Annotated in this window: 14 protein-coding genes; 6 read left to right on the plus strand and 8 right to left on the minus strand. The window is 44.7% G+C overall.

Going from position 1 to position 19,393, the window contains the following annotated elements:
* Nucleotides 1-3: 3 nt before the first annotated feature.
* Nucleotides 4-489, minus strand: a complete 486-nt coding sequence (gene creA, locus BA1DRAFT_RS06005) for a protein CreA (protein ID WP_036777052.1) — start codon at nucleotides 487-489, stop codon at nucleotides 4-6.
* 383 nt (nucleotides 490-872) lie between these two features.
* Here creA and robA point away from each other — a divergent pair, with 383 nt between their 5' ends.
* Nucleotides 873-1,748 carry an MDR efflux pump AcrAB transcriptional activator RobA gene (gene robA, locus BA1DRAFT_RS06010; RefSeq protein ID WP_036777055.1) on the plus strand — a complete coding sequence of 292 codons (876 nt, stop codon included), beginning with the start codon at nucleotides 873-875 and terminating at the stop codon, nucleotides 1,746-1,748.
* Here robA and gpmB read toward each other — a convergent pair.
* On the minus strand, nucleotides 1,745-2,392 hold the full coding sequence (gpmB, locus tag BA1DRAFT_RS06015; protein WP_036777057.1) for a 2,3-diphosphoglycerate-dependent phosphoglycerate mutase GpmB: 648 nt from the start codon (nucleotides 2,390-2,392) through the stop codon (nucleotides 1,745-1,747). The genes robA and gpmB overlap by 4 nt on opposite strands.
* A 54-nt stretch (nucleotides 2,393-2,446) precedes the next feature.
* Between gpmB and yjjX the strand changes: the two genes are divergently transcribed.
* Nucleotides 2,447-2,977, plus strand: a complete 531-nt coding sequence (gene yjjX / locus BA1DRAFT_RS06020) for an inosine/xanthosine triphosphatase (RefSeq protein ID WP_036777059.1) — start codon at nucleotides 2,447-2,449, stop codon at nucleotides 2,975-2,977.
* Nucleotides 2,978-3,012: 35 nt separating this feature from the next.
* Here the strand turns inward: yjjX and trpR are convergent, their stop codons facing one another.
* Both trpR and sltY read right to left on the minus strand, forming a co-directional pair.
* Complete coding sequence (gene trpR / locus BA1DRAFT_RS06025) at nucleotides 3,013-3,333, minus strand: trp operon repressor (RefSeq protein WP_011144939.1); 321 nt, start codon at nucleotides 3,331-3,333, stop codon at nucleotides 3,013-3,015.
* A 59-nt stretch (nucleotides 3,334-3,392) separates the two neighbouring features.
* A complete protein-coding gene (gene sltY / locus BA1DRAFT_RS06030) occupies nucleotides 3,393-5,309 on the minus strand; it encodes a murein transglycosylase (protein ID WP_036777062.1) in 1,917 nt (638 codons plus the stop codon).
* 371 nt (nucleotides 5,310-5,680) lie between these two features.
* On the opposite strand from sltY, the gene ettA reads away from it, so the two are divergent.
* Nucleotides 5,681-7,348 carry an energy-dependent translational throttle protein EttA gene (gene ettA, locus BA1DRAFT_RS06035; RefSeq protein ID WP_036777091.1) on the plus strand — a complete coding sequence of 556 codons (1,668 nt, stop codon included), beginning with the start codon at nucleotides 5,681-5,683 and terminating at the stop codon, nucleotides 7,346-7,348.
* A 38-nt stretch (nucleotides 7,349-7,386) separates the two neighbouring features.
* Here ettA and BA1DRAFT_RS06040 read toward each other — a convergent pair whose 3' ends face one another.
* The 4 genes from BA1DRAFT_RS06040 to serB all read right to left on the minus strand — a co-directional run bounded on the left by BA1DRAFT_RS06040 (nucleotide 7,387) and on the right by serB (nucleotide 12,440).
* A complete protein-coding gene (locus BA1DRAFT_RS06040) occupies nucleotides 7,387-8,133 on the minus strand; it encodes an ABC transporter ATP-binding protein (RefSeq protein WP_036777064.1) in 747 nt (248 codons plus the stop codon).
* Between the two features lie 675 nt (nucleotides 8,134-8,808).
* Nucleotides 8,809-10,044 (minus strand): multifunctional transcriptional regulator/nicotinamide-nucleotide adenylyltransferase/ribosylnicotinamide kinase NadR, encoded by a 1,236-nt coding sequence (nadR, locus tag BA1DRAFT_RS06045; protein ID WP_036777067.1) that lies wholly within the window; start codon nucleotides 10,042-10,044, stop codon nucleotides 8,809-8,811.
* Nucleotides 10,045-10,057: 13 nt separating this feature from the next.
* Nucleotides 10,058-11,440 (minus strand): DNA repair protein RadA, encoded by a 1,383-nt coding sequence (gene radA / locus BA1DRAFT_RS06050; protein ID WP_036777069.1) that lies wholly within the window; start codon nucleotides 11,438-11,440, stop codon nucleotides 10,058-10,060.
* 22 nt (nucleotides 11,441-11,462) lie between these two features.
* Entirely contained in the window at nucleotides 11,463-12,440 is a 978-nt protein-coding gene (gene serB / locus BA1DRAFT_RS06055; RefSeq protein WP_036777071.1) for a phosphoserine phosphatase, read from the minus strand.
* Nucleotides 12,441-12,555: 115 nt separating this feature from the next.
* Here serB and BA1DRAFT_RS06060 point away from each other — a divergent pair, with 115 nt between their 5' ends.
* The 3 genes from BA1DRAFT_RS06060 to BA1DRAFT_RS06070 form a co-directional block, all read left to right on the plus strand.
* Entirely contained in the window at nucleotides 12,556-13,200 is a 645-nt protein-coding gene (locus BA1DRAFT_RS06060; RefSeq protein ID WP_036777074.1) for a YtjB family periplasmic protein, read from the plus strand.
* Between the two features lie 479 nt (nucleotides 13,201-13,679).
* Entirely contained in the window at nucleotides 13,680-15,344 is a 1,665-nt protein-coding gene (locus tag BA1DRAFT_RS06065) for a ShlB/FhaC/HecB family hemolysin secretion/activation protein (RefSeq protein ID WP_200868763.1), read from the plus strand.
* Nucleotides 15,345-15,403: 59 nt separating this feature from the next.
* On the plus strand, nucleotides 15,404-19,393 hold a 3,990-nt coding region (locus tag BA1DRAFT_RS06070), incomplete at its 3' end, for a two-partner secretion domain-containing protein (RefSeq protein WP_152544281.1).

The raw sequence follows: 19,393 nt of genomic DNA on the forward strand, positions 1-19,393 counted from the left end.
CCCTCAATTTTCTACCGTCTTCCACGGCATAATCGGTACAGCACTTATCGCATTCTTCGGTGAACCGTCGATCATCTTATCGGAATATGTCAGATAGACTAATGCATTACGGTTTGCATCATAGAAGCGGACAACTTGAAGCTTTTTAAACACCAGTGAAGTTCGTTTCTGGAAAACCACCTGACCTTTTTTGCCGCTCTTTTTAATCTTGTCTGCTAGTTCAATCTCCCCAACCTGCTGACAAGAAATCGCCGCATCAGAAGTATCTTCCGCAAGCCCTAAACCCCCTTTTATTCCGCCTGTCTTTGCCCTGCTCAGGTAGCAAGTCACATTTTTAACATCAGGATCATCAAACGCTTCCACGACAATTTTGTGATCAGGCCCGATAAATTTGAAAACAGTGTCTACCGAACCAATCTCTTCTGCCTGAGTCGCCACAGGTATGAACAACAATGTTGTCGTTACTAGTATCTTTATGATTTTTAACATATATAGTCTCGTGCCTTAATTAATTCAGCGTAAAATTTCACCACCAATATACCAAATAGTCGGTAATACCCTCTAATAACAATAATTACTTATTAGAATAATTTCACAAAGTAATGAGTGAAATAATAATACGAATAAGTATCCTATTGTAAATATAAGACTTGTTTTACACTTAGTGCTTATATCCAGTAGAGTTATTGTTGAATGCCACGCTTGTCAATAAATTATGAACACCAACAGCACACAGATACCAAAACAGATATGCAATACATAGGAATGATTCGTTTTACTTACTCTGTGGGCCTGTTCAAATGGCAAACAAAATAGCCTAGTAGTATAGGTTCTTATATTGTTCTTTCTGGTCTTAACGACTAAGGAGATGTATGGATCAAACCGGCATCATTCGTGATTTATTACGTTGGCTAGACAATCATCTAGATCAACCGTTATCACTCAATAATGTTGCAGCTAAAGCAGGTTATTCTAAATGGCACCTGCAACGTATGTTTAAAGACATTACCGGCCAGGCTATTGGCTCCTATATCCGTGCCAGAAGGTTATCACGGGCAGCCGTTGCTTTACGTTTAACCAGCCGCCCTATTCTGGATATTGCTTTACAGTACCAGTTTGACTCCCAACAAACTTTCACTCGCGCATTTAAAAAACAATTTAATAAAACACCTGCACTTTATCGTCTCAGTGAGGAGTGGTGCGCCACGGGCATTTGCCCGCCCATATTACTGGATAAAAGGTATATTCCCGAAGCAACCTATCTCACACTGGAGGAACAGCCACTGGTTGGTATAGAACAGACCTGTTCTTATACGCTGGAACAATGGTCCAGTTTTTGTACTGAAATGCGACACAATTTCTGGACATATTATCTGCAAAATGCAGAAGTGTTACCTCCTGTACTTTATGGCCTTCATCATGCGACTCCCAATCCAGAAAAAGAAGATGAACAAACCGTGTTGTACACAACGGCGGTAGAACCCCAATATGCCCAGTTTGATGTGGCAGGCAGCCAACCTGTTACATTACCGGCTGGAGAATACGTCTCATTTAGTTACTACGGCACCAAAGATGGCTTACAGGATTTCCTGTTTACCGTCTACGGTATTTGCCTGCCAATGCTAAACCTGACGCGTAGGAAAGGATACGATATCGAACGATATTACCTTACCAATACCAATGATAGGGATAAGGAAGCGGCGAACCATATCATCGAATTTCAGTATCTCATTCCTATCCAGCATTAACGTTGTAATTCATCCAGCGCGGGCGTATCCAGATGTGTGATATCGCCTGCCGTTTCTACAATCCAGCCTGACGCCAGCCACGGACTTTGTTGATAATCCACTCTGGACAGAGAGCAATTTCGCAGGCGAAGACGACGTTCAGCATGGGCGGGCAATCCCAGTATGGTGCTAACCAAACATCCCAAAGCGATGCCATGACTGACTAACAACGGCCGGCTACCAACCGGCAGCTTACGGCAGCTTTCCAGCGCAGCTCTCATACGCACAGCGAGTTCATCCATCGATTCGCCTTCAGGGATACGTCCCCCTGGCGTGCCATCAAGGACTTGCTTACGCCAGTTCTCCTCTTCCGAGGTCAAGGAATCAATATTTCTGCGCTCCAGCACCCCCATGTGCAACTCGCGCAAACGTGGCTCCAGAATAATTTCACAACCACAAACCTCAGCAATGATTTCCGCCGTTCGACGTGTCCGTCCAAGATCGCTGGTAATAACATGGGTAATACTTTCAGATTTTACTCTTTGCGCCACTAATCTGGCTTGATGTTCGCCTGTTTCGGTCAAAGGGCTGTCAGATTGTCCCTGAATACGATGTGCCGCATTCCATTCGGACTCCCCATGCCGAACAAGATATACCTGTAACATTTTCATTTTCCGTTATACTGCGTAAATACTCGTTCAAAGGATAACTCATCTATTATGTATCACGTTATTGCCGCAACCACCAACCCTGCAAAAATTAAAGCCATTAGTCTCGCCTTTGATGATGTTTTTGGGCCAGGTACTTATCGGATCGAAGATATCAATGTAGACAGTAGCGTCCCACAACAACCTATTGGTAACACAGAAACCCGTACTGGCGCCCGTCAGCGTGTCATGGCTGCCAGACAAGTTCGTCCTGAAGCAGACTTTTGGGTCGGTGTGGAAGCGGGTATTGAAGACGATATGACCTTTGCCTGGATGGTGGTGGAATATCAGCAAATTCGCGGAGAATCTCGTTCAGCCAGTTTAATGCTGCCAGAAAAAATTCTTGATGGCATTCGAGAAGGTCGGGAATTAGGCCATGAAATGGCTTACCTTACAGGCATCAATAACATCAAGCAGAAAGATGGGGCGATTGGCTTTTTTACTGATGGCATCCTGACTCGTACCAGTGTGTACCACCAAGCTCTGATACTCGCTTTGGTGCCGGTACATCATGAAATTTATAAAGAACTGAACGCCCGTTAAACAGGCGTTCACCATAGGCCGCAGTCGGCGGCCTGCTATTTTAGTAGTTGCTGTTCCAACCAAGCCTTCACATCGTTTGAGGCAAATTTCAGGCTATTAGAGCCGCGCGTAATCGTCGCAATACCCACTCCAAGTTCATTTTTCAGCTCACGTTGACTCATTTTTCCACTCATCAACTCTTTGATGATTCGTACCCTGGTAGCCAGCGCTGTCCGTTCATCTGGCGTCAATAATAACTGTAAAATCGGATGCTGTAGATTTTCAGCAAAAGCCTGTTGGAGTAATGTCACGAAACATTGCCAATCTTCATGATCTTGCGGCGAAAGTGCCGGGTCTGTCAGATGATTCGTCGTCATAATCAATCAGTCATCATACTATTTAACTAGTACAGCAGCATAACATAGTTTGCCATAAATCAATAACGCCTTTGCCACTCCGCGTTAGTCAGCACATTTGATGATTTGCCCATGAAATGACTATAGAAAACATCATAAACCAAAACATTTTTGACATAATTGCGGGTTTCAGAAAATGGAATGCTGTCAATAAAAGCTATCGCATCGAGTCGCCCATCACTGTTAGATAACCAGCGCTCTACCCGAGTTGGTCCGGCATTATAAGCAGCGCTGGCAAGTATCCGATTATTTCCAAAGCGCTGATAAACTGACTCAAGATAAGCAGTACCGATTTCGATATTTGTCAGTGGGTTTATAAGTTGGCTACTGTTTATATATCCTTGGATTCCATTTTTCTTAACCGTATCCTCCGCCGTTTTTGGCATCACTTGCATTAACCCAATGGCCCCGACTGGCGAACTGGCCTGCGGATTCCAGGCACTTTCCTGACGGGCTATCGCCATCGCATAACTTTGAGAAATGCCTTTATTCGCAGTGAAATGACTAAATTCCCGCAGCCATGCCAATGGAAAACGTTCTTCAAGGTAGTCCCACATTTTTCCAGTTATTGTCGCCTGTACACTCAGAGCCGCCCATTTTTGATCGAAAGCATAACGCGCCAGTTGCTGTTGTTTTAATTTATCTTGGCTGGCGACCAGGTAGCTCCACTCTATGCGAGCAAGATTATCCATTTGCCAATATAGTAGTTCTCTCACTCTCTGTACTTCGGGTATTAAAGCAATAGCAGCATCTGGCTTTTTTGCGCGATTTATCACCAACGGATAGCTGACATTCAGTTTCTGCGCAGCAACCATTGGATAAAAACCACGGCCTTCTGTCAGCTTACGCAATATCGCCTCACCTTCGCTTTTATTACCCTGCGCTAATAGAATGTTAGCTTGCCAATAACGCCATTCTTCTTTGCTCTGCTTCTCTAACGGTAGCAATTTTATCCATTGAGCCACACCACGCTCATCTGCATGACCCAACGCCAAACGAACACGACGCTCAAGCAATGCAACAGATTGGCTCTCGCGAATCGCATCATCACGCCACTTTTCTTGTTCATCGCTCACATCGCCCATTAACTGCCAGGCAACAATCTCTTTTAATCGCTGACGTTCACTTGCATTCATCTTTTGCACTCTGACAATTGATGGGATGATCGCTCTTGCCTGTTCCGGATCTTGACGTGCGAAACGCGAGAAAGCCGCTAAAGTGGCGACACGAGTAAAATCAGTCGGCCCGGTATGATTAGCAAAATCCGCTACAGTCGCAGGATCATCCTGCAATTTAATCAAGCCCTCCCTGATACTTTTGTATCCCAGTGGCAATTGTTTAGCGAGGTAACTGACCAGTGACGTATTCCCCGCTTTTAACGCCAGGCTAATACGCTGTAATATCAGTTTCGTTGATAAATGGCCGGTTTGCTGCCAAACATCAAATAATTTATCGCAACTGGCTGGCAAAGAACGACCATTCAACCAAACCTCTTTCGCTCCCTGCCAGGCAACCTGTTCTTCACCCGTAGCCCATTTAGCAAAATAGTAATGACAACGGGCGGTAATAGATTTCGGTGCAGTAGGAGTGAACGCCAATACCTCGCGCCAATCTTCGCGGCGTGCAAGCTCATTAATAAAACGGGATGATAAAGAACGTGCGGGAGGCAGATTAGGATGACGATCCATCAAATCACGGATCTGGGTTGATGTAGCAAGTGACAGATCCTGAGTCAGCTCCCGGTATTGCAAATAAGGATAAAGCGGATAGTCTTTCAACGTTGGCATCAGCCTCGCGATTTCGGCCTTATCGCCGACATTCCACGCTTGTTTAATTTGCTGATATCTCTGCCGCTGATTTTCCAGAGAATCAGCACTTGCTGCTATAGAGATAAAAACCAACCCTACAGCTACCGCAAGGTATTGCCACTTAGCCATTATCACGCTCCTTCCGGAGATCAAATCAAATAGGTTAATATTACGAATGTATAAACAGCATAATAATATAATTACCACCGATTACCACATTAATTTACTCTATGATGAAACACTTAACTATATATTCATGGAAGGTAAGTTTTTTATCCAATAAATTGATTTGCCTTAACAAACTCAAGCCAGGATCATTTTATTCGAGCAATTGGGTTCTAGAGTTTATTAACTTAAATCGGGTAAACTGTGACAAATCGTGTTCAGATGAACATCAATAATCTAAACGGATATAATCAGGTATCAACGCGCCCTGTCCATGCGACTTGCTTCGCAAAACAGGCATTATCACCATCAGAGATAGCGAGGCTTATAGCAACGTGGCTCAATACGTCTACACCATGCATCGGGTCGGTAAAATTGTTCCCCCGAAACGTCATATTCTGAAAAATATCTCCTTGAGTTTCTTTCCGGGAGCAAAAATTGGCGTCCTTGGCCTAAATGGCGCCGGTAAATCGACCTTACTGCGCATTATGGCTGGCATCGATAAAGATATCGAAGGAGAAGCTCGCCCACAACCAGGAATTAAAATTGGCTATCTACCACAAGAGCCTAAATTAAACCTTGAGCACACTGTCCGCGAAGCCGTGGAAGAAGCAGTCAGCGAGGTAAAACACGCGCTGACTCGTTTGGATGAAGTCTACGCAGCCTATGCTGATCCTGACGCTGATTTTGACAAACTGGCTAAAGAGCAAGGTGAACTGGAAGCGATTATTCAGTCCCACGATGGGCATAACCTTGATAACCAGCTTGAACGCGCCGCTGATGCCCTGCGTCTGCCGCCGTGGGATGCAAAAATCGAGCATCTATCCGGGGGGGAGCGCCGCCGTGTGGCAATCTGCCGCTTACTGCTGGAAAAACCCGATATGCTGCTACTGGACGAGCCCACGAACCACCTTGACGCCGAATCTGTCGCCTGGCTGGAGCGCTTCCTGCACGATTACGAAGGTACTGTTGTCGCCATTACCCACGACCGCTACTTCCTTGATAACGTTGCCGGTTGGATTCTGGAACTTGACCGTGGTGAAGGTATTCCGTGGGAAGGTAACTACTCTTCATGGCTGGAACAGAAAGATGCTCGTCTGGCTCAAGAAGCCGCAACAGAAGCCGCACGTCGTAAATCCATTGAGAAAGAGCTGGAATGGGTTCGCCAAAATCCGAAAGGCCGTCAGGCAAAAGGTAAAGCACGTCTGGCCCGTTTTGAAGAATTAAATAGCGTTGAATACCAGAAACGTAACGAAACCAGCGAACTGTTTATTCCACCTGGGCCACGCTTGGGCGACAAAGTTCTGGAAGTGGAAAATCTAACCAAATCCTATGGCGACCGGGTTCTGATTGACAATCTGAGCTTCTCTCTGCCAAAAGGGGCGATTGTTGGGATTATCGGGCCTAACGGCGCCGGTAAATCTACCCTGTTCCGTATGATCTCCAACCAAGAACAGCCCGATTCCGGCGCTATCACGTTAGGTGAAACCGTCAAACTCGCTTCTGTCGATCAGTTCCGTGACAACATGGATGATAAGAAAACCGTTTGGGAAGAGATTTCCGGCGGTCAGGATATTATGCGTATCGGTAACTTTGAGCTGCCAAGTCGCGCCTATGTTGGCCGTTTTAACTTCAAAGGTGTTGATCAAGGCAAACGTGTCGGTGAACTGTCTGGTGGTGAAAGAGGACGGCTGCATCTGGCTAAACTACTGCAAGTTGGCGGTAACATGCTGTTGCTCGACGAACCAACCAACGATCTGGACATTGAAACCTTGCGCGCACTGGAAAACGCCTTGCTGGAATTCCCAGGTTGTGCGATGGTTATTTCCCATGATCGTTGGTTCCTTGATCGTATCGCAACCCACATCATTGATTACCAAGATGAAGGTAAAGTCACTTTCTTTGAAGGTAACTTTAGTGAATACGAAGACTATAAAAAGCGGACTCTCGGAGCAGAAGCACTGGAACCGCATCGCATTAAATATAAGAGAATCAGCAAATAATCATATTGAAAATGGCCTGGAGACAGGCCGTTTTCCGCTCAATTATTTAGATATAAACTCATAGTCTTATTCATTATGCTATGTGTAAGATACGTGTCATGGATAATCTTTCCTTCTTTCAACGTAATAATACGATCTGCATGTTTGATAAGCCTATTATCCTGTGAAGCCACAACAACCGTGCCTCTTTGGTTATGAGCAATAAAATTTAAGATATCAATCGCTATTTGGCAGTCATCATTATCAAGATAACGGGTTGGCTCATCAGCAAACAAATACCGAGGACTTTTCACAATGGCGCTGGCTATTGCCACCCGTTGTTTTTCATTATCACGTAATTCCTTGGGATATATATCTTTCTTATGTTTCAAACCAACAATATTCAGTGCCTTGGTTGCCCTGATTGTTGCTTCTTGATGAGAAGTCGTGATTCCACAAGAAAGAGATAATAGCAAATTATCCAGAACCGTAAGTTCATTAGATAAATTAATTCTTTGAAAGATAAAACCACAATTTATCAAATGAAATCTATCTAACTCGAAGTTATTCATCCTCCCCAATTCATTATCAGCAATTAATATTTTTCCTCCGTCGAGAGGCAATAACCCAGAAATCATTGCCAGCAAAGTACTTTTTCCTGAACAGAGATCCCCATTAATCAAAGTAAATTCACCTGGAAAAATAGAAAGAGTGATGTCTGAAATCATTTTCTGGTTAGCTTTACTTTTCGAAAAACCATATGAAATATCAATGGCTTCAATCGTAGCGATTTGATTCAAATTCATTATCTCAGCATAATTAATAGTGTAAGAAATCTGGCATTATCAGTAACTCTTACAGCCAGAGCAATCCGTAAAAATACAGATATTCATCATTATAAGATTACACAAACGAGGGAAAATCATATAAGAAATATCTCAATTGAAAGTATATCAATATTTCTACCAGTGACTATTTCAAATGACTATCTGCATGCTAAAATCAAAATTTTACTAAACAAGAGCAACCCATTCCTACCAACCATTCATTAACAATAGGCGACTATCTTGTTAGTACAAATAAAAAAATAACATCAGACAAATAATTTTTTATAGATAAAAACACCTTAATATCATAACAACATGTTAAAATTAATATTTAATCATCATAATAACAGCTACACATCTAACATTAAATTATTAATAAAAAGATCAACCCTCTCTTATTCTCCAACCAATCAAAAATTCAAAAACTTTTATTTATAAATCAACCGGGAAGTATTTAATTATTAATTTTGTTTTTATTCAAGAAATAAATAATCAATAGAAGTATCAAAAATATTAATAGCTGTTATATATTTTATTACTTACAGGAAATAAAAATATCCATCCACAATGCATATTGTGATTGGATATATATTTATTAATTTATCATATAAAATATTATATATAAATCTAATTACAAACGATTCAACTAGCGTGTCATTTAGGATTAGCCGCTAAAAGTTGCTGAATAAGTTCAATACAACGTAGGAAACGCTGATCATAATCAGGTGAATCCACATTGACATATTCAATATTATTACTTTTCAGCATATCCTCCAACAGTTGCTGGAACTCTTTACGATCCTGTTCGCTGCCAAGACTACGCAAACCATCAGCAACCCAAGGGGTGTTGTTTTCCAGTAGAATGACCAAATCAAATCGATATTCATCAATTAATGCCTGAACAAACGGATGTTCACGTCCTTCATATCGCTTACAGAATGCTTGGGTAGTGACAAAATCGGTATCTATAAATGCAACCTTATTCGCATATTTTACGGCAAAATCAATATACTGGGCTTGTCCTAATGCAATCTTGTCATAGTCCGAATATTGCAGCGCCATCTCATCGCCCCCCAGATGAGAAAAAACATAATCACGACCATATTCCCAAGCGCTTGTCGTATTAAAAATATTTGCCAATTTGTTAACTAACGTAGACTTACCACTGGATTCTCCACCAAGAATCGCTACGGTACGAACAAAAAAAGGTTTCACTTCCGTAGGAATATATTCCCAATGGCGGAATGGGTCCTGGCGAATATGCCGACCACTGATTTTCATAAATGAGCGTTGTGGATCGATAAGAATTGTCTCAATTCCTAAATGCTCTTTATATCGGCAAGCATCCTGAGTTTCACTGGAATATATATAAGTTGGATTAATGCCTTTTTTTGCCATAAAGGCTTTCATGCCTTCACTCCACACACCCCAACCATGTGGATAGGGTTCAATTCCCTGTTCATCAAAAGAATGAATATGAATATTTTTCTGATATTTAAACGTTTGCAGCAACCAGCGCAGACGATCACTCACCGTGGGTTGCTGAGACATAGAACTGCTTATAAACAGCTCCCGATCCCTAGGCTCATCATGGCAAAGAATAATATGCAGCTCATCCACCTGACTACAGGCCCGTTGAATTAGATAGATATGCCCGGTATGCAATGGATAGAACTTGCCGAATACCACTCCAACAGTTTTATTTTGTACAGGATATTGCAACCTCAGATAGTGATGGAGAGCAGCCAGTTTTTGAGCGCTGGGACTTTTAATTTTGTCATTAATTAATTGACTGAGATAGCCTTTGGTCATACCACTTGCATCGGCAACCTGTTGCAACGTATAACCAGTCTGTTTAATCGCTTCTTTAAGGTAGTCAAATTGGCCCATATCTCCTCCCTATTTAATCAAAATCATCCATAACAGATAACGCATCCGCCAACTTTTTCACACCAAAAACTTGCATCTCTGGCAGCGCTTTTTTTGGCATATTGGCATAAGGCACTATCGCCCGTTTAAAACCATGTTTAGCGGCTTCGGATATGCGTTCCTGCCCACTGGGAACAGGGCGGATTTCTCCTGCCAACCCGACTTCGCCAAATACAACTAAATCACGGGGTAACGGCCTATCCCGAAAACTGGAGACTAAAGAGAGCAATAAAGCGAGATCCGCGCTGGTTTCCGCGACCTTAACGCCCCCCACCACATTCACAAACACATCCTGATCGGACATTTTCAAACCTCCGTGACGATGAAGAACCGCCAACAGAATAGCCAGCCGGTTTTGCTCCAACCCCACAGCCACTCGCCGCGGATTAGTCATCATAGAATGATCCACCAGCGCTTGAATCTCTACCAACAGAGGACGAGTCCCTTCCCACACCACCATGACAGAACTGCCAGCGGTAACTTCATCACCACGACTCAGGAAAATCGCTGATGGGTTACTCACTTCACGCAACCCTTGTTCTGTCATGGCGAATACGCCAAGCTCATTAACCGCCCCAAAACGGTTTTTATGACTACGTAAAGTGCGAAAGCGGGAATCCGCTTCACCATCAAGCATCACAGAGCAATCAATACAGTGTTCCAATACTTTCGGCCCCGCCAACGAGCCATCTTTGGTCACATGACCAACCATAACAATGGCAACACCGCGAGTCTTAGCAAACCGAGTCAGATAAGCGGCGGTCTCTCTCACCTGAGCGACACTCCCCGGCGAAGATTGAATATCCGCCATATGCATCACCTGAATGGAGTCAATCACCATCAACTTTGGCTGCTCCTGCTCCGCAATCAGACAAATTTGTTCAATGCTGGTTTCTGACAACATATTCAGATTATCAGCCGGCAACCCCAACCGGCGCGCACGCATTGCAACCTGCTGTAACGACTCCTCCCCGGTGACATATAAAGTTTTCATCTGCGCAGACAACTGGCACATCGTCTGCAACAACAAGGTACTTTTCCCGGCTCCCGGATTACCGCCAATCAGAATCGCGCTACCGGGAACAACACCGCCGCCAAGCACCCGATCGAACTCTTTGAATCCGGTAGAAAAACGAGGAAGTTCTTCCAGACTAATCTCTGATAATTTCTGAACCCTGTTGACACCAGCATCTCCCGCATAACCACTGAACCGCTCATTACGGGAGGAAGGTGCTGCGGCTAAGCGCACCTCAGTAATGGTATTCCAGGCATGACACGCACTACATTGCCCCTGCCAGCGGGGATAATCCGCTCCACACTCATTACAGACAAATGCCCGCTTTGCTGCTTTAGCCACTTTGCACTCCTAAAAGACCCTATTAACGCTCTTCGTGTTTGAGACCGCAACTTAACACACACAATACTCCCATAAGATCAGCATGACGGATGGTCACTTTCGACTGTGCATAAACTTTCGGTTTAGCATGGTAAGCGATACCTAACCCTGCTTTGCGGATCATCTTCAAATCATTAGCGCCATCCCCAATCGCGACAGTCTGTTCCAATGGGATATCCAGTTTTTTCGCCAATTTCACCAATGTGGCAGCCTTATATTTAGCATCAACAATTGGCCCGATAACCTTACCTGTCAACTTGCCATTTTTTACTTCTAGTTTATTGGCTACCGCTGCCACCAAACGTAAATTCTGACGCAAATGGTCGGCAAAATAGGTAAAACCACCCGATGCGATTGCCACATGCCAATCAAGGGATTGTAACTTACGCACCAAACTGGTCAGCCCCGGCATAAATGGTAAATTTTCGACAACCTGCCGCAGAATATCAGCATCAGCCCCTGCCAACTGAGCAACTCGTTCCCGCAGACTATCAGAAAAATCCAACTCTCCTTGCATCGCTCGCTCGGTAATTTCAGCGACTTTATCACCTACGCCGGCCAAACGGGCTATTTCATCAATACATTCAATTTGAATTGCCGTTGAATCCATATCCATCACCAGCAAACCCGGTGACCGCAACCTTGGGATCTGCCCCAACGGAACCACATCCAACCGACATTCATCGGCTAGCCGCTTAATACGCGTAGTCAAATTCCCGGCAATACGTACAACCTGATAATCATCAATGCGCCATGAAGAGACGATAACAATAGCGGCGCCGAGCCGATACTGAAAATTACTGATACGTTGTTTATCCAGGCCACGACCATATATCAACCAGCCACTGTCACCAGCTCGGTAATCCAATGGCATAACTTCTTCGCCACTTAACGAAAGTGGTAATCCCGGCCACTTATGGACCTCTTCCGGCAAATAGTGATAAGCCAGGTTATTAGACATTAATCCCTACTCCTGTAATCCCACATGATTTAACAGCAAAAAATTGCGCTTCAAACTATCCTCTCTGTATTGCATCTGGCAACATTGCGTTGGCCAAAGCTTGGAAGAGATAACGATGATCAAAGCTAAATTAAAATTCCGACTGCATAAAACAGCTATTATATTGATTTGCATTGCTTTATTAGTATTTCTAATGCAGGGCGTTTCTTATTTTAGCCGTTCTCACCAACAAGCCCAGATGGATCAATTTGAGGAATTGGCAAAAACCTTGGCAAAACAAGTCGCATTCAGCTTATCTGATTATATGGAGAGTGGCAGCAAAGATCTTAATAATGAGCGAATACAGGCTAATTTACATCATCTAACGACAAACAGCCGCATACTTGATGCCAGTGTCTATCTTAACAATGGAACACAGGTTGCCCATAGCGGAGAGGACGTCTCGGTGCGGGATCGTCTATCTTTGGATGGTAAAAAAGCCGGCAGCTATTTTAACTACCAGATAGTCACACCCATTCCGGGAAAAGAGGAGCCAAAAGGTTTTCTACGCCTGACACTGGATACCCACAAACTGGCAACAGAGTCCAAGCAGGTGGATAACACGACTAACTTACTTCGGATCATGATTTTACTCGCTTTAGCAATTGGTTTTATTCTGGCACATAACCTATTGCAATTAGCCCCAAGCCGCTGGCAGCAATCGCCTTATTTACTGACAGCCAACAGCAAATCAAGTGAAAAAGAGGAGAAATCAGAGTAAAAACTTTTCGTTAAATCATTATTTCACCTTGGTGATTAATTATGACAATCACCAATAATTTAATCCATTCGCATATTCACTGAAAAACAAACACCCAACAATGAATTAAGAAACAATCAATCTAACCAGAGAAGACAATATCCTTACATGCATTTAATACTCAAGATTATAATTTCCAAAGTTACTTTAACTATAATTACATTATAATATTCTTAGTGATATGTGTCACATATTTATCAATATATAGGATTAAATTAGAAATACCTAATGTTAGTTACATAACCTATTAATTAGCAAAGTATTTTTCATTATTGCTCATTTTCTAACAAAAACATATCTAATTGTTTTTATTGGAAATTTAAAATAAGCCGTATTTTTTAATCATATTCATTCGTAAATCCACATATTGATTATTAAGTCAAATTCATGACTAATAGCGCCCCAAAAATTATATGATGCGTGCGGGATGCAAAAGGATAATGCAAAAAAAAGTCATTATTTTCACTAGCTTTCTTTTTATTACTACCGGTGTTAAAGCCGCCGAAATTTCAGATCAACAACTTATTCATCAACAGGAACGGCAGAAAGCCCTAGAGGCTCAATTAGCACCGCCGCCAGAGGATATTCGTCTGTCTGTTCCTGAAACAGCAGTACCTTCTGAATTTCCTGTCGATACGCCCTGTTTTCCTATTACGCGTGTCGTTCTTGAAGGCACCGAACATTTTCCTCACTGGTTACCTTTAAAACGTTTAGCTCAACAGGGAGAAAATCACTGCCTGGGCACCCAGGGGATTAATATATTAATGACTCGGATACAAAACCGGTTAATTAATCATGGCTATGTCACGAGCAGAGTATTAGCTCCCAGTCAGGATCTTAATTCCAAGACATTAAAGCTCATGATCATACCGGGCAAAATTGGGCATATTCGCTATACCGCTGAAAGTGGCAATTATATCCAACGGATAACCACATTCCCTCCCCGCGAAGGAGAACTGCTTGACTTACGGGATATTGAGCAGGGATTAGAAAATTTACAACGCTTTCCTACTGTTCAAGCCGACATGGAAATTGTACCGAATGAACAGTTAGGAGAAAGCGATATCGTACTGAACTGGCGTCAGTCAAGACATTGGCGACTCGCTAGCTATCTGGACGATTCGGGTTCTAAAAGCACTGGGCGTTACCAAGGCGGATTAACTTTATATCTGGATAATCCCCTCGCGTTGAGTGATCTATTTTATATCTCCGGTAGGCGCGATATTCACTCCCCTTCTGGCCGTAGCAGCAAAAACTACACCATCCACTACTCCCTACCGGTGGGATACTGGATGGCCGGCATCACCGCCAGTAATTACGATTACAACCAAAAGGTTGCCAGGCCAAATGGAGACGACAAATACAGCGGTAAAAGCAAAAACCTGAATGTCCAACTGAGCCGAGTCCTGCATCGTAACGCCAGTCAGAAAACTTCGGTTAATGGTGAAATTTATCGTCGCACATCCAAGAGTTTTATTAATGATCTGGAAATCGATGTACAGCGCCGGGAAACGGCTGGCTGGAAATTGGGATTATCCCATCGTCACTACATCGGTAAAGCGACCCTGGATACCGGAGTGACTTACCAACAGGGAACACGCTGGTTTGGGGCACAGCCCGCACAAGAAGAGATCCGAGGTACAGCGACCGCCCTACTTAAAACAACCCAGTTTTCCGCGGCACTTTCTGCGCCGTTTACCCTATTTTCTCAACCATTCATCTACAAAACCCAGTACCTGCGCCAAATAAGCGCCAGAACGTTGACGCCACAGGATCAATTTTCAATCGGCAACCGCTGGACCGTTCGCGGATTTGACGGCGAACGCACGTTAAACGGGGATCATGGTTGGTATAGCCGTAATGAATTGGAATGGCAAACCCCACTGAATGGTCAATCCCTGTATTTGGGCATGGATTATGGCGAAATCGGCGGGCCGGGAAATGAGCAACGTCTGGGAAAACATCTGGCGGGCGGCGTTCTAGGCTATCGCGGCAGTCTTAAAGGCGTGAGCTATGACCTGTTTGCCGGTATCCCGCTATCCAAACCGGATGGCTTTCAAACCTCATCAGTCACCACCGGATTCAGTTTGTACTGGCAGTACTAATTCAAAATAACAACGCAGCCAAAGTTATCACAGATAAAAAGTGTTAGTGGAGAAAAACAATGAACAAGCATCTGTATCGTATTATCTTTAACAAAGCCCGGAACATGCTGATGGTCGTGTCTGATATTGCCACCTCCGGGCAAGGTAGTACGGTACGCCGCCGTAGTCGTCGGCAATCATCACAATGCCTTTGCCGGTTAACGGCGTTAAGACTCAGTTTATTGTTAGCCACTGGCTGCATCTCCCTAACAGCGCAAGCAAATATTGTGGCCGACGGACAAGCGCCGGGTAATCAACAACCGACTATCCTGAACAGTGCGAACGGTACGCCACAAATCGATATTCAAACCCCTAACGCCGCGGGTATCTCGCATAATACCTACACCCAATTTGATATTGATAAACGAGGCGTCATTCTTAACAACAGTCACGATGCTGTCCAAACTCAGCTGGGCGGCATGGTGGCAGGAAATCCGTGGCTCGCCAAAGCAGAAGCCAAAATTATTCTCAATGAAGTGAACAGCATTAACACCAGCAAACTCAATGGCTGGATAGAAGTCGCCGGACAAAAAGCCGACGTTATTATTGCCAACCCGGCCGGTATCACCTGCAACGGATGTGGATTCATTAACGCCCATCGCGCAACACTCACCACGGGACAGGCCATGATGGAACAAGGCCGGCTGAAAGGCTTTGATATTGAGCGGGGAGAAGTCCGCATTGAAGACCTGGGACTGGACAGCTCACAACAAAATTACACCGAAATTATTGCCCGCTCGGTGGTAATCAACGGCAAACTGCACGCGAAAGATCTAAAAATCACAACCGGACGTAATATTGTTGATGCAGCTCACCAGAATATTGAGAAAAAAACTGCTGACGGCAGCAAGAATCCATCATTTACGCTGGACGTAGCCGCACTCGGTGGCATGTACGCCAATAAAATCGTGCTGGTGGGTACCGAGTTTGGCGTAGGAGTACGTAACGCCGGCCACATCGGAGCAACCGCCGGTGACGTCCGTATCACGGTTGATGGACAGATTGAGAACAGTGGCACAATCGCTGCACGAAGTAACACCACAATCAAAGCGGAGTCGATACAGAGCGCCAAAGGCAGTATTCTGGCCGCCGGAATTGATGATAAAGGGAAAGCCACGCTGCCCGGATCGCTGACACTGACCGCCAAACAGCAAATTCAGGCCAATGGAAAAAATCTGGCAACCAATACTCTGGAAGTACAGAGTAAAAAGATTGATCTCAGCGGCAGCCAAACTTCTGCCAACAACATTCAACTCACTGCCAGTCAGCAAGAGATTAGCACCGCCAACGCTACAGTCACCGCTGACCGCTTTACAGCCAAAACACCAAGCCTATTTAACAATGACGGCGGCACACTGGTAGCACGAGAAATCAACTTAACTACTCCAGACTTATCCAACAAGCAGGGGAAAATTAATCAAACCGGCAACGGCGAGCTGGTACTGAACACCCAAACACTGAATAACCACAGCGGAACCATTCTCAATGAAGGGAAACGACTGGCTATCACCACAAGAAATCTGGACAACCGTCATGGAAAAATCGCCAATAACGGAAATGATCTGAACCTAATCGTCCACGAGAAAGCGGACAACACGGAAGGAGGGACAATTCAACTCGCCGGTAAAGGTAAACTGTCCCTCACTGCCAAGACGCTGAATAACCAAGATGGCGAGATTAAAGGTAATGGCAACCTGAAAATCGACGCCACCACCTTGGATAACAGCAAAGGCAAAATCATAGCAGCCAAACAAGGAGCCTTGGAACTGACTGTTGATGACGCTCTGAATAACCAAGATGGACAGCTAGAAGCCGGTCAAGATATCCAACTCACAGCAACACAGCTTGATAACAACCGGGGCAAAATCGCTGCAACCGGTGGCAGCACAGAACTGATCATTGGGAAAAACATTGAAAACGTTGACGGACGAATCGAAGCCAAAACGACGCTCACCACAAAAAGTCAGGCGTTAAATAACCATCAAGGATCATTACTGGCTCAGCAGATAGACAGCCAAACCAACGGACATAAATTCACCAACACCGCAGGACAAGTCATTGCCCAAGAAAAACTCACCCTAAACAGCGGTGAGCTGGATAACACGTCTGGTTTGTTACAATCTGGCAGTGACATGATAGTCAATACTCATGGGCAGAAACTGACTAACACGAAAGACACTAAAAATGGTGACGAAAAAGAGACTCAAAAAGGCACCATATTAAGCAAAGGCAATCTGGAACTCCGTACAGGGGATATCAACAACACCGCCGGCATTATTTCCGCTAAAGGAAAAACCACCCTTAACGCCGGTAGCGTCGACAATACCGATGGTCAACTCTTATCACAACAGATGGCGGAATTGACCACACAGGCATTAAATAACACTCGTGGACAGATCCAATCAGAGTCAAGCCTGTTGCTGGATACCCAAAACCAAGCCCTGACCAATACCGACAGTGGCAAAACTGGCGGTATCATTGCCAAAGACTCATTACGCATTTCCAGCGGTAAACTGACTAATGACGCAGGCGTTATCCTTGGTCATGGCATCAACATTGATACCCATCAACAAGCTCTGAGCAACCAAAGCGGCGCCATATCCAGTAAGAAAAACCTAAAACTCGATAGCGGAGAACTCAATAGTACAGGCGGGAAAATAGAATCTACCGGCGATATGATACTGGACACGCACGGAGAAAAACTGACCACCGCCAAAAGCGGTGATACCGGTGGCGTTATCAGCGAGGGAACACTGACCTTAACCACAGGCGAGATCGACAACCACGATGGCACTATCACTGGAACAGGGACGACAACGATAACGGGTAGAGACCTCCACAACCAACGAGGAAAACTTGTCAGCAAAACCGGCCCCCTGACATTAACGGTAAACAAAACTGACAACAGCGGCGGGTTACTACAATCCGCTAGTGACCTGACATTGGATACGCAAGGTGGGCTGCTAACCAACACCAACAGTGGCAAAGACCGGGGCATAATCAGCATAGGCAACATGAAGCTGACGACCCAAGGCGTTAACAACGATGCTGGCCTAATCCATGCGGGAAAAAACCTGATCCTTGACGGGCAGAAAGGAACCATAACCAACCGCGACAGCCAGCCTAATCAAGGTATCCGTAGCTCAGGAGACTTGACGCTGACGGCAAGCGCTATTGATAACCATCAAGGATCTGTAGAAGCTGATAAACAACTCACCGTGACATCCGGGACAGTTGACAATACCGGTGGCCTGTTGAAATCCGGCACAACCCTGTCGCTCAACACCCAAGGCCAGAAACTGACTAACGCACAGAGCGGAGAAAAACGTGGTATCCGCAGCGGCAGTGATCTGACACTGGAAGCCGGTGAAATTGATAACACCGCTGGCCTGATAGATGCACAAGGTGAAACCACGCTAACTAGCCAAAACCTCAACAACACCGGCGGTAAAATCCTCTCACGGAAAAAAGCCGATCTGACAACACAAGCGGTCAACAACCAAAGTGGACAGATACAATCCGCAACCAGTCTGAAATTAGATACACAACAGCATGAACTGACTAGCACTGGCGGCGGGATCATCGCAGAAGAGGCTTTAGAACTGGCTACCGGTAAACTAATCAACGACCGCGGATCTATCCGTGGTGATCAAACCCACATTAACACTCATCAGCAAGCGCTGAGCAATGTGGCTGGCACCATAACCAGTAAGAAAAACCTACAGCTCGACAGTGGAGAACTCAATAGTACCGGAGGACGAATAGAGTCTACCGGCGATATGACGCTGACCACTGGCGATATTAACAACCAAAACGGTGTGATTATCGGTACAGGAACAACCACCGTTACCGGCGGTGAACTGAAAAACCAAGGCGGAACCCTCGCCAGTGAAACCAGCGCACTCACATTGACCGTGAAAAAAACCGATAACAACGGCGGCCTGTTGAAATCCAAGGGTGATTTGACACTCGATACACAAGGTGAACTACTGACTAACCTCAACAGCGGC

Origin of the sequence: Photorhabdus aegyptia (assembly GCF_000612035.1) — a bacterium.
Taxonomy (GTDB): domain Bacteria; phylum Pseudomonadota; class Gammaproteobacteria; order Enterobacterales; family Enterobacteriaceae; genus Photorhabdus; species Photorhabdus akhurstii.

Coding starts and splice junctions, on each gene's coding strand:
- creA (WP_036777052.1), bottom strand. CDS start 489: ATGTTAAAAATCATAAAGATACTAGTAACGACAACATTGTTGTTCATA.
- robA (WP_036777055.1), top strand. CDS start 873: ATGGATCAAACCGGCATCATTCGTGATTTATTACGTTGGCTAGACAAT.
- gpmB (WP_036777057.1), bottom strand. CDS start 2,392: ATGTTACAGGTATATCTTGTTCGGCATGGGGAGTCCGAATGGAATGCG.
- yjjX (WP_036777059.1), top strand. CDS start 2,447: ATGTATCACGTTATTGCCGCAACCACCAACCCTGCAAAAATTAAAGCC.
- trpR (WP_011144939.1), bottom strand. CDS start 3,333: ATGACGACGAATCATCTGACAGACCCGGCACTTTCGCCGCAAGATCAT.
- sltY (WP_036777062.1), bottom strand. CDS start 5,309: ATGGCTAAGTGGCAATACCTTGCGGTAGCTGTAGGGTTGGTTTTTATC.
- BA1DRAFT_RS06040 (WP_036777064.1), bottom strand. CDS start 8,133: ATGAATTTGAATCAAATCGCTACGATTGAAGCCATTGATATTTCATAT.
- nadR (WP_036777067.1), bottom strand. CDS start 10,044: ATGGGCCAATTTGACTACCTTAAAGAAGCGATTAAACAGACTGGTTAT.
- serB (WP_036777071.1), bottom strand. CDS start 12,440: ATGTCTAATAACCTGGCTTATCACTATTTGCCGGAAGAGGTCCATAAG.
- BA1DRAFT_RS06060 (WP_036777074.1), top strand. CDS start 12,556: ATGATCAAAGCTAAATTAAAATTCCGACTGCATAAAACAGCTATTATA.
- BA1DRAFT_RS06065 (WP_200868763.1), top strand. CDS start 13,680: ATGCAAAAAAAAGTCATTATTTTCACTAGCTTTCTTTTTATTACTACC.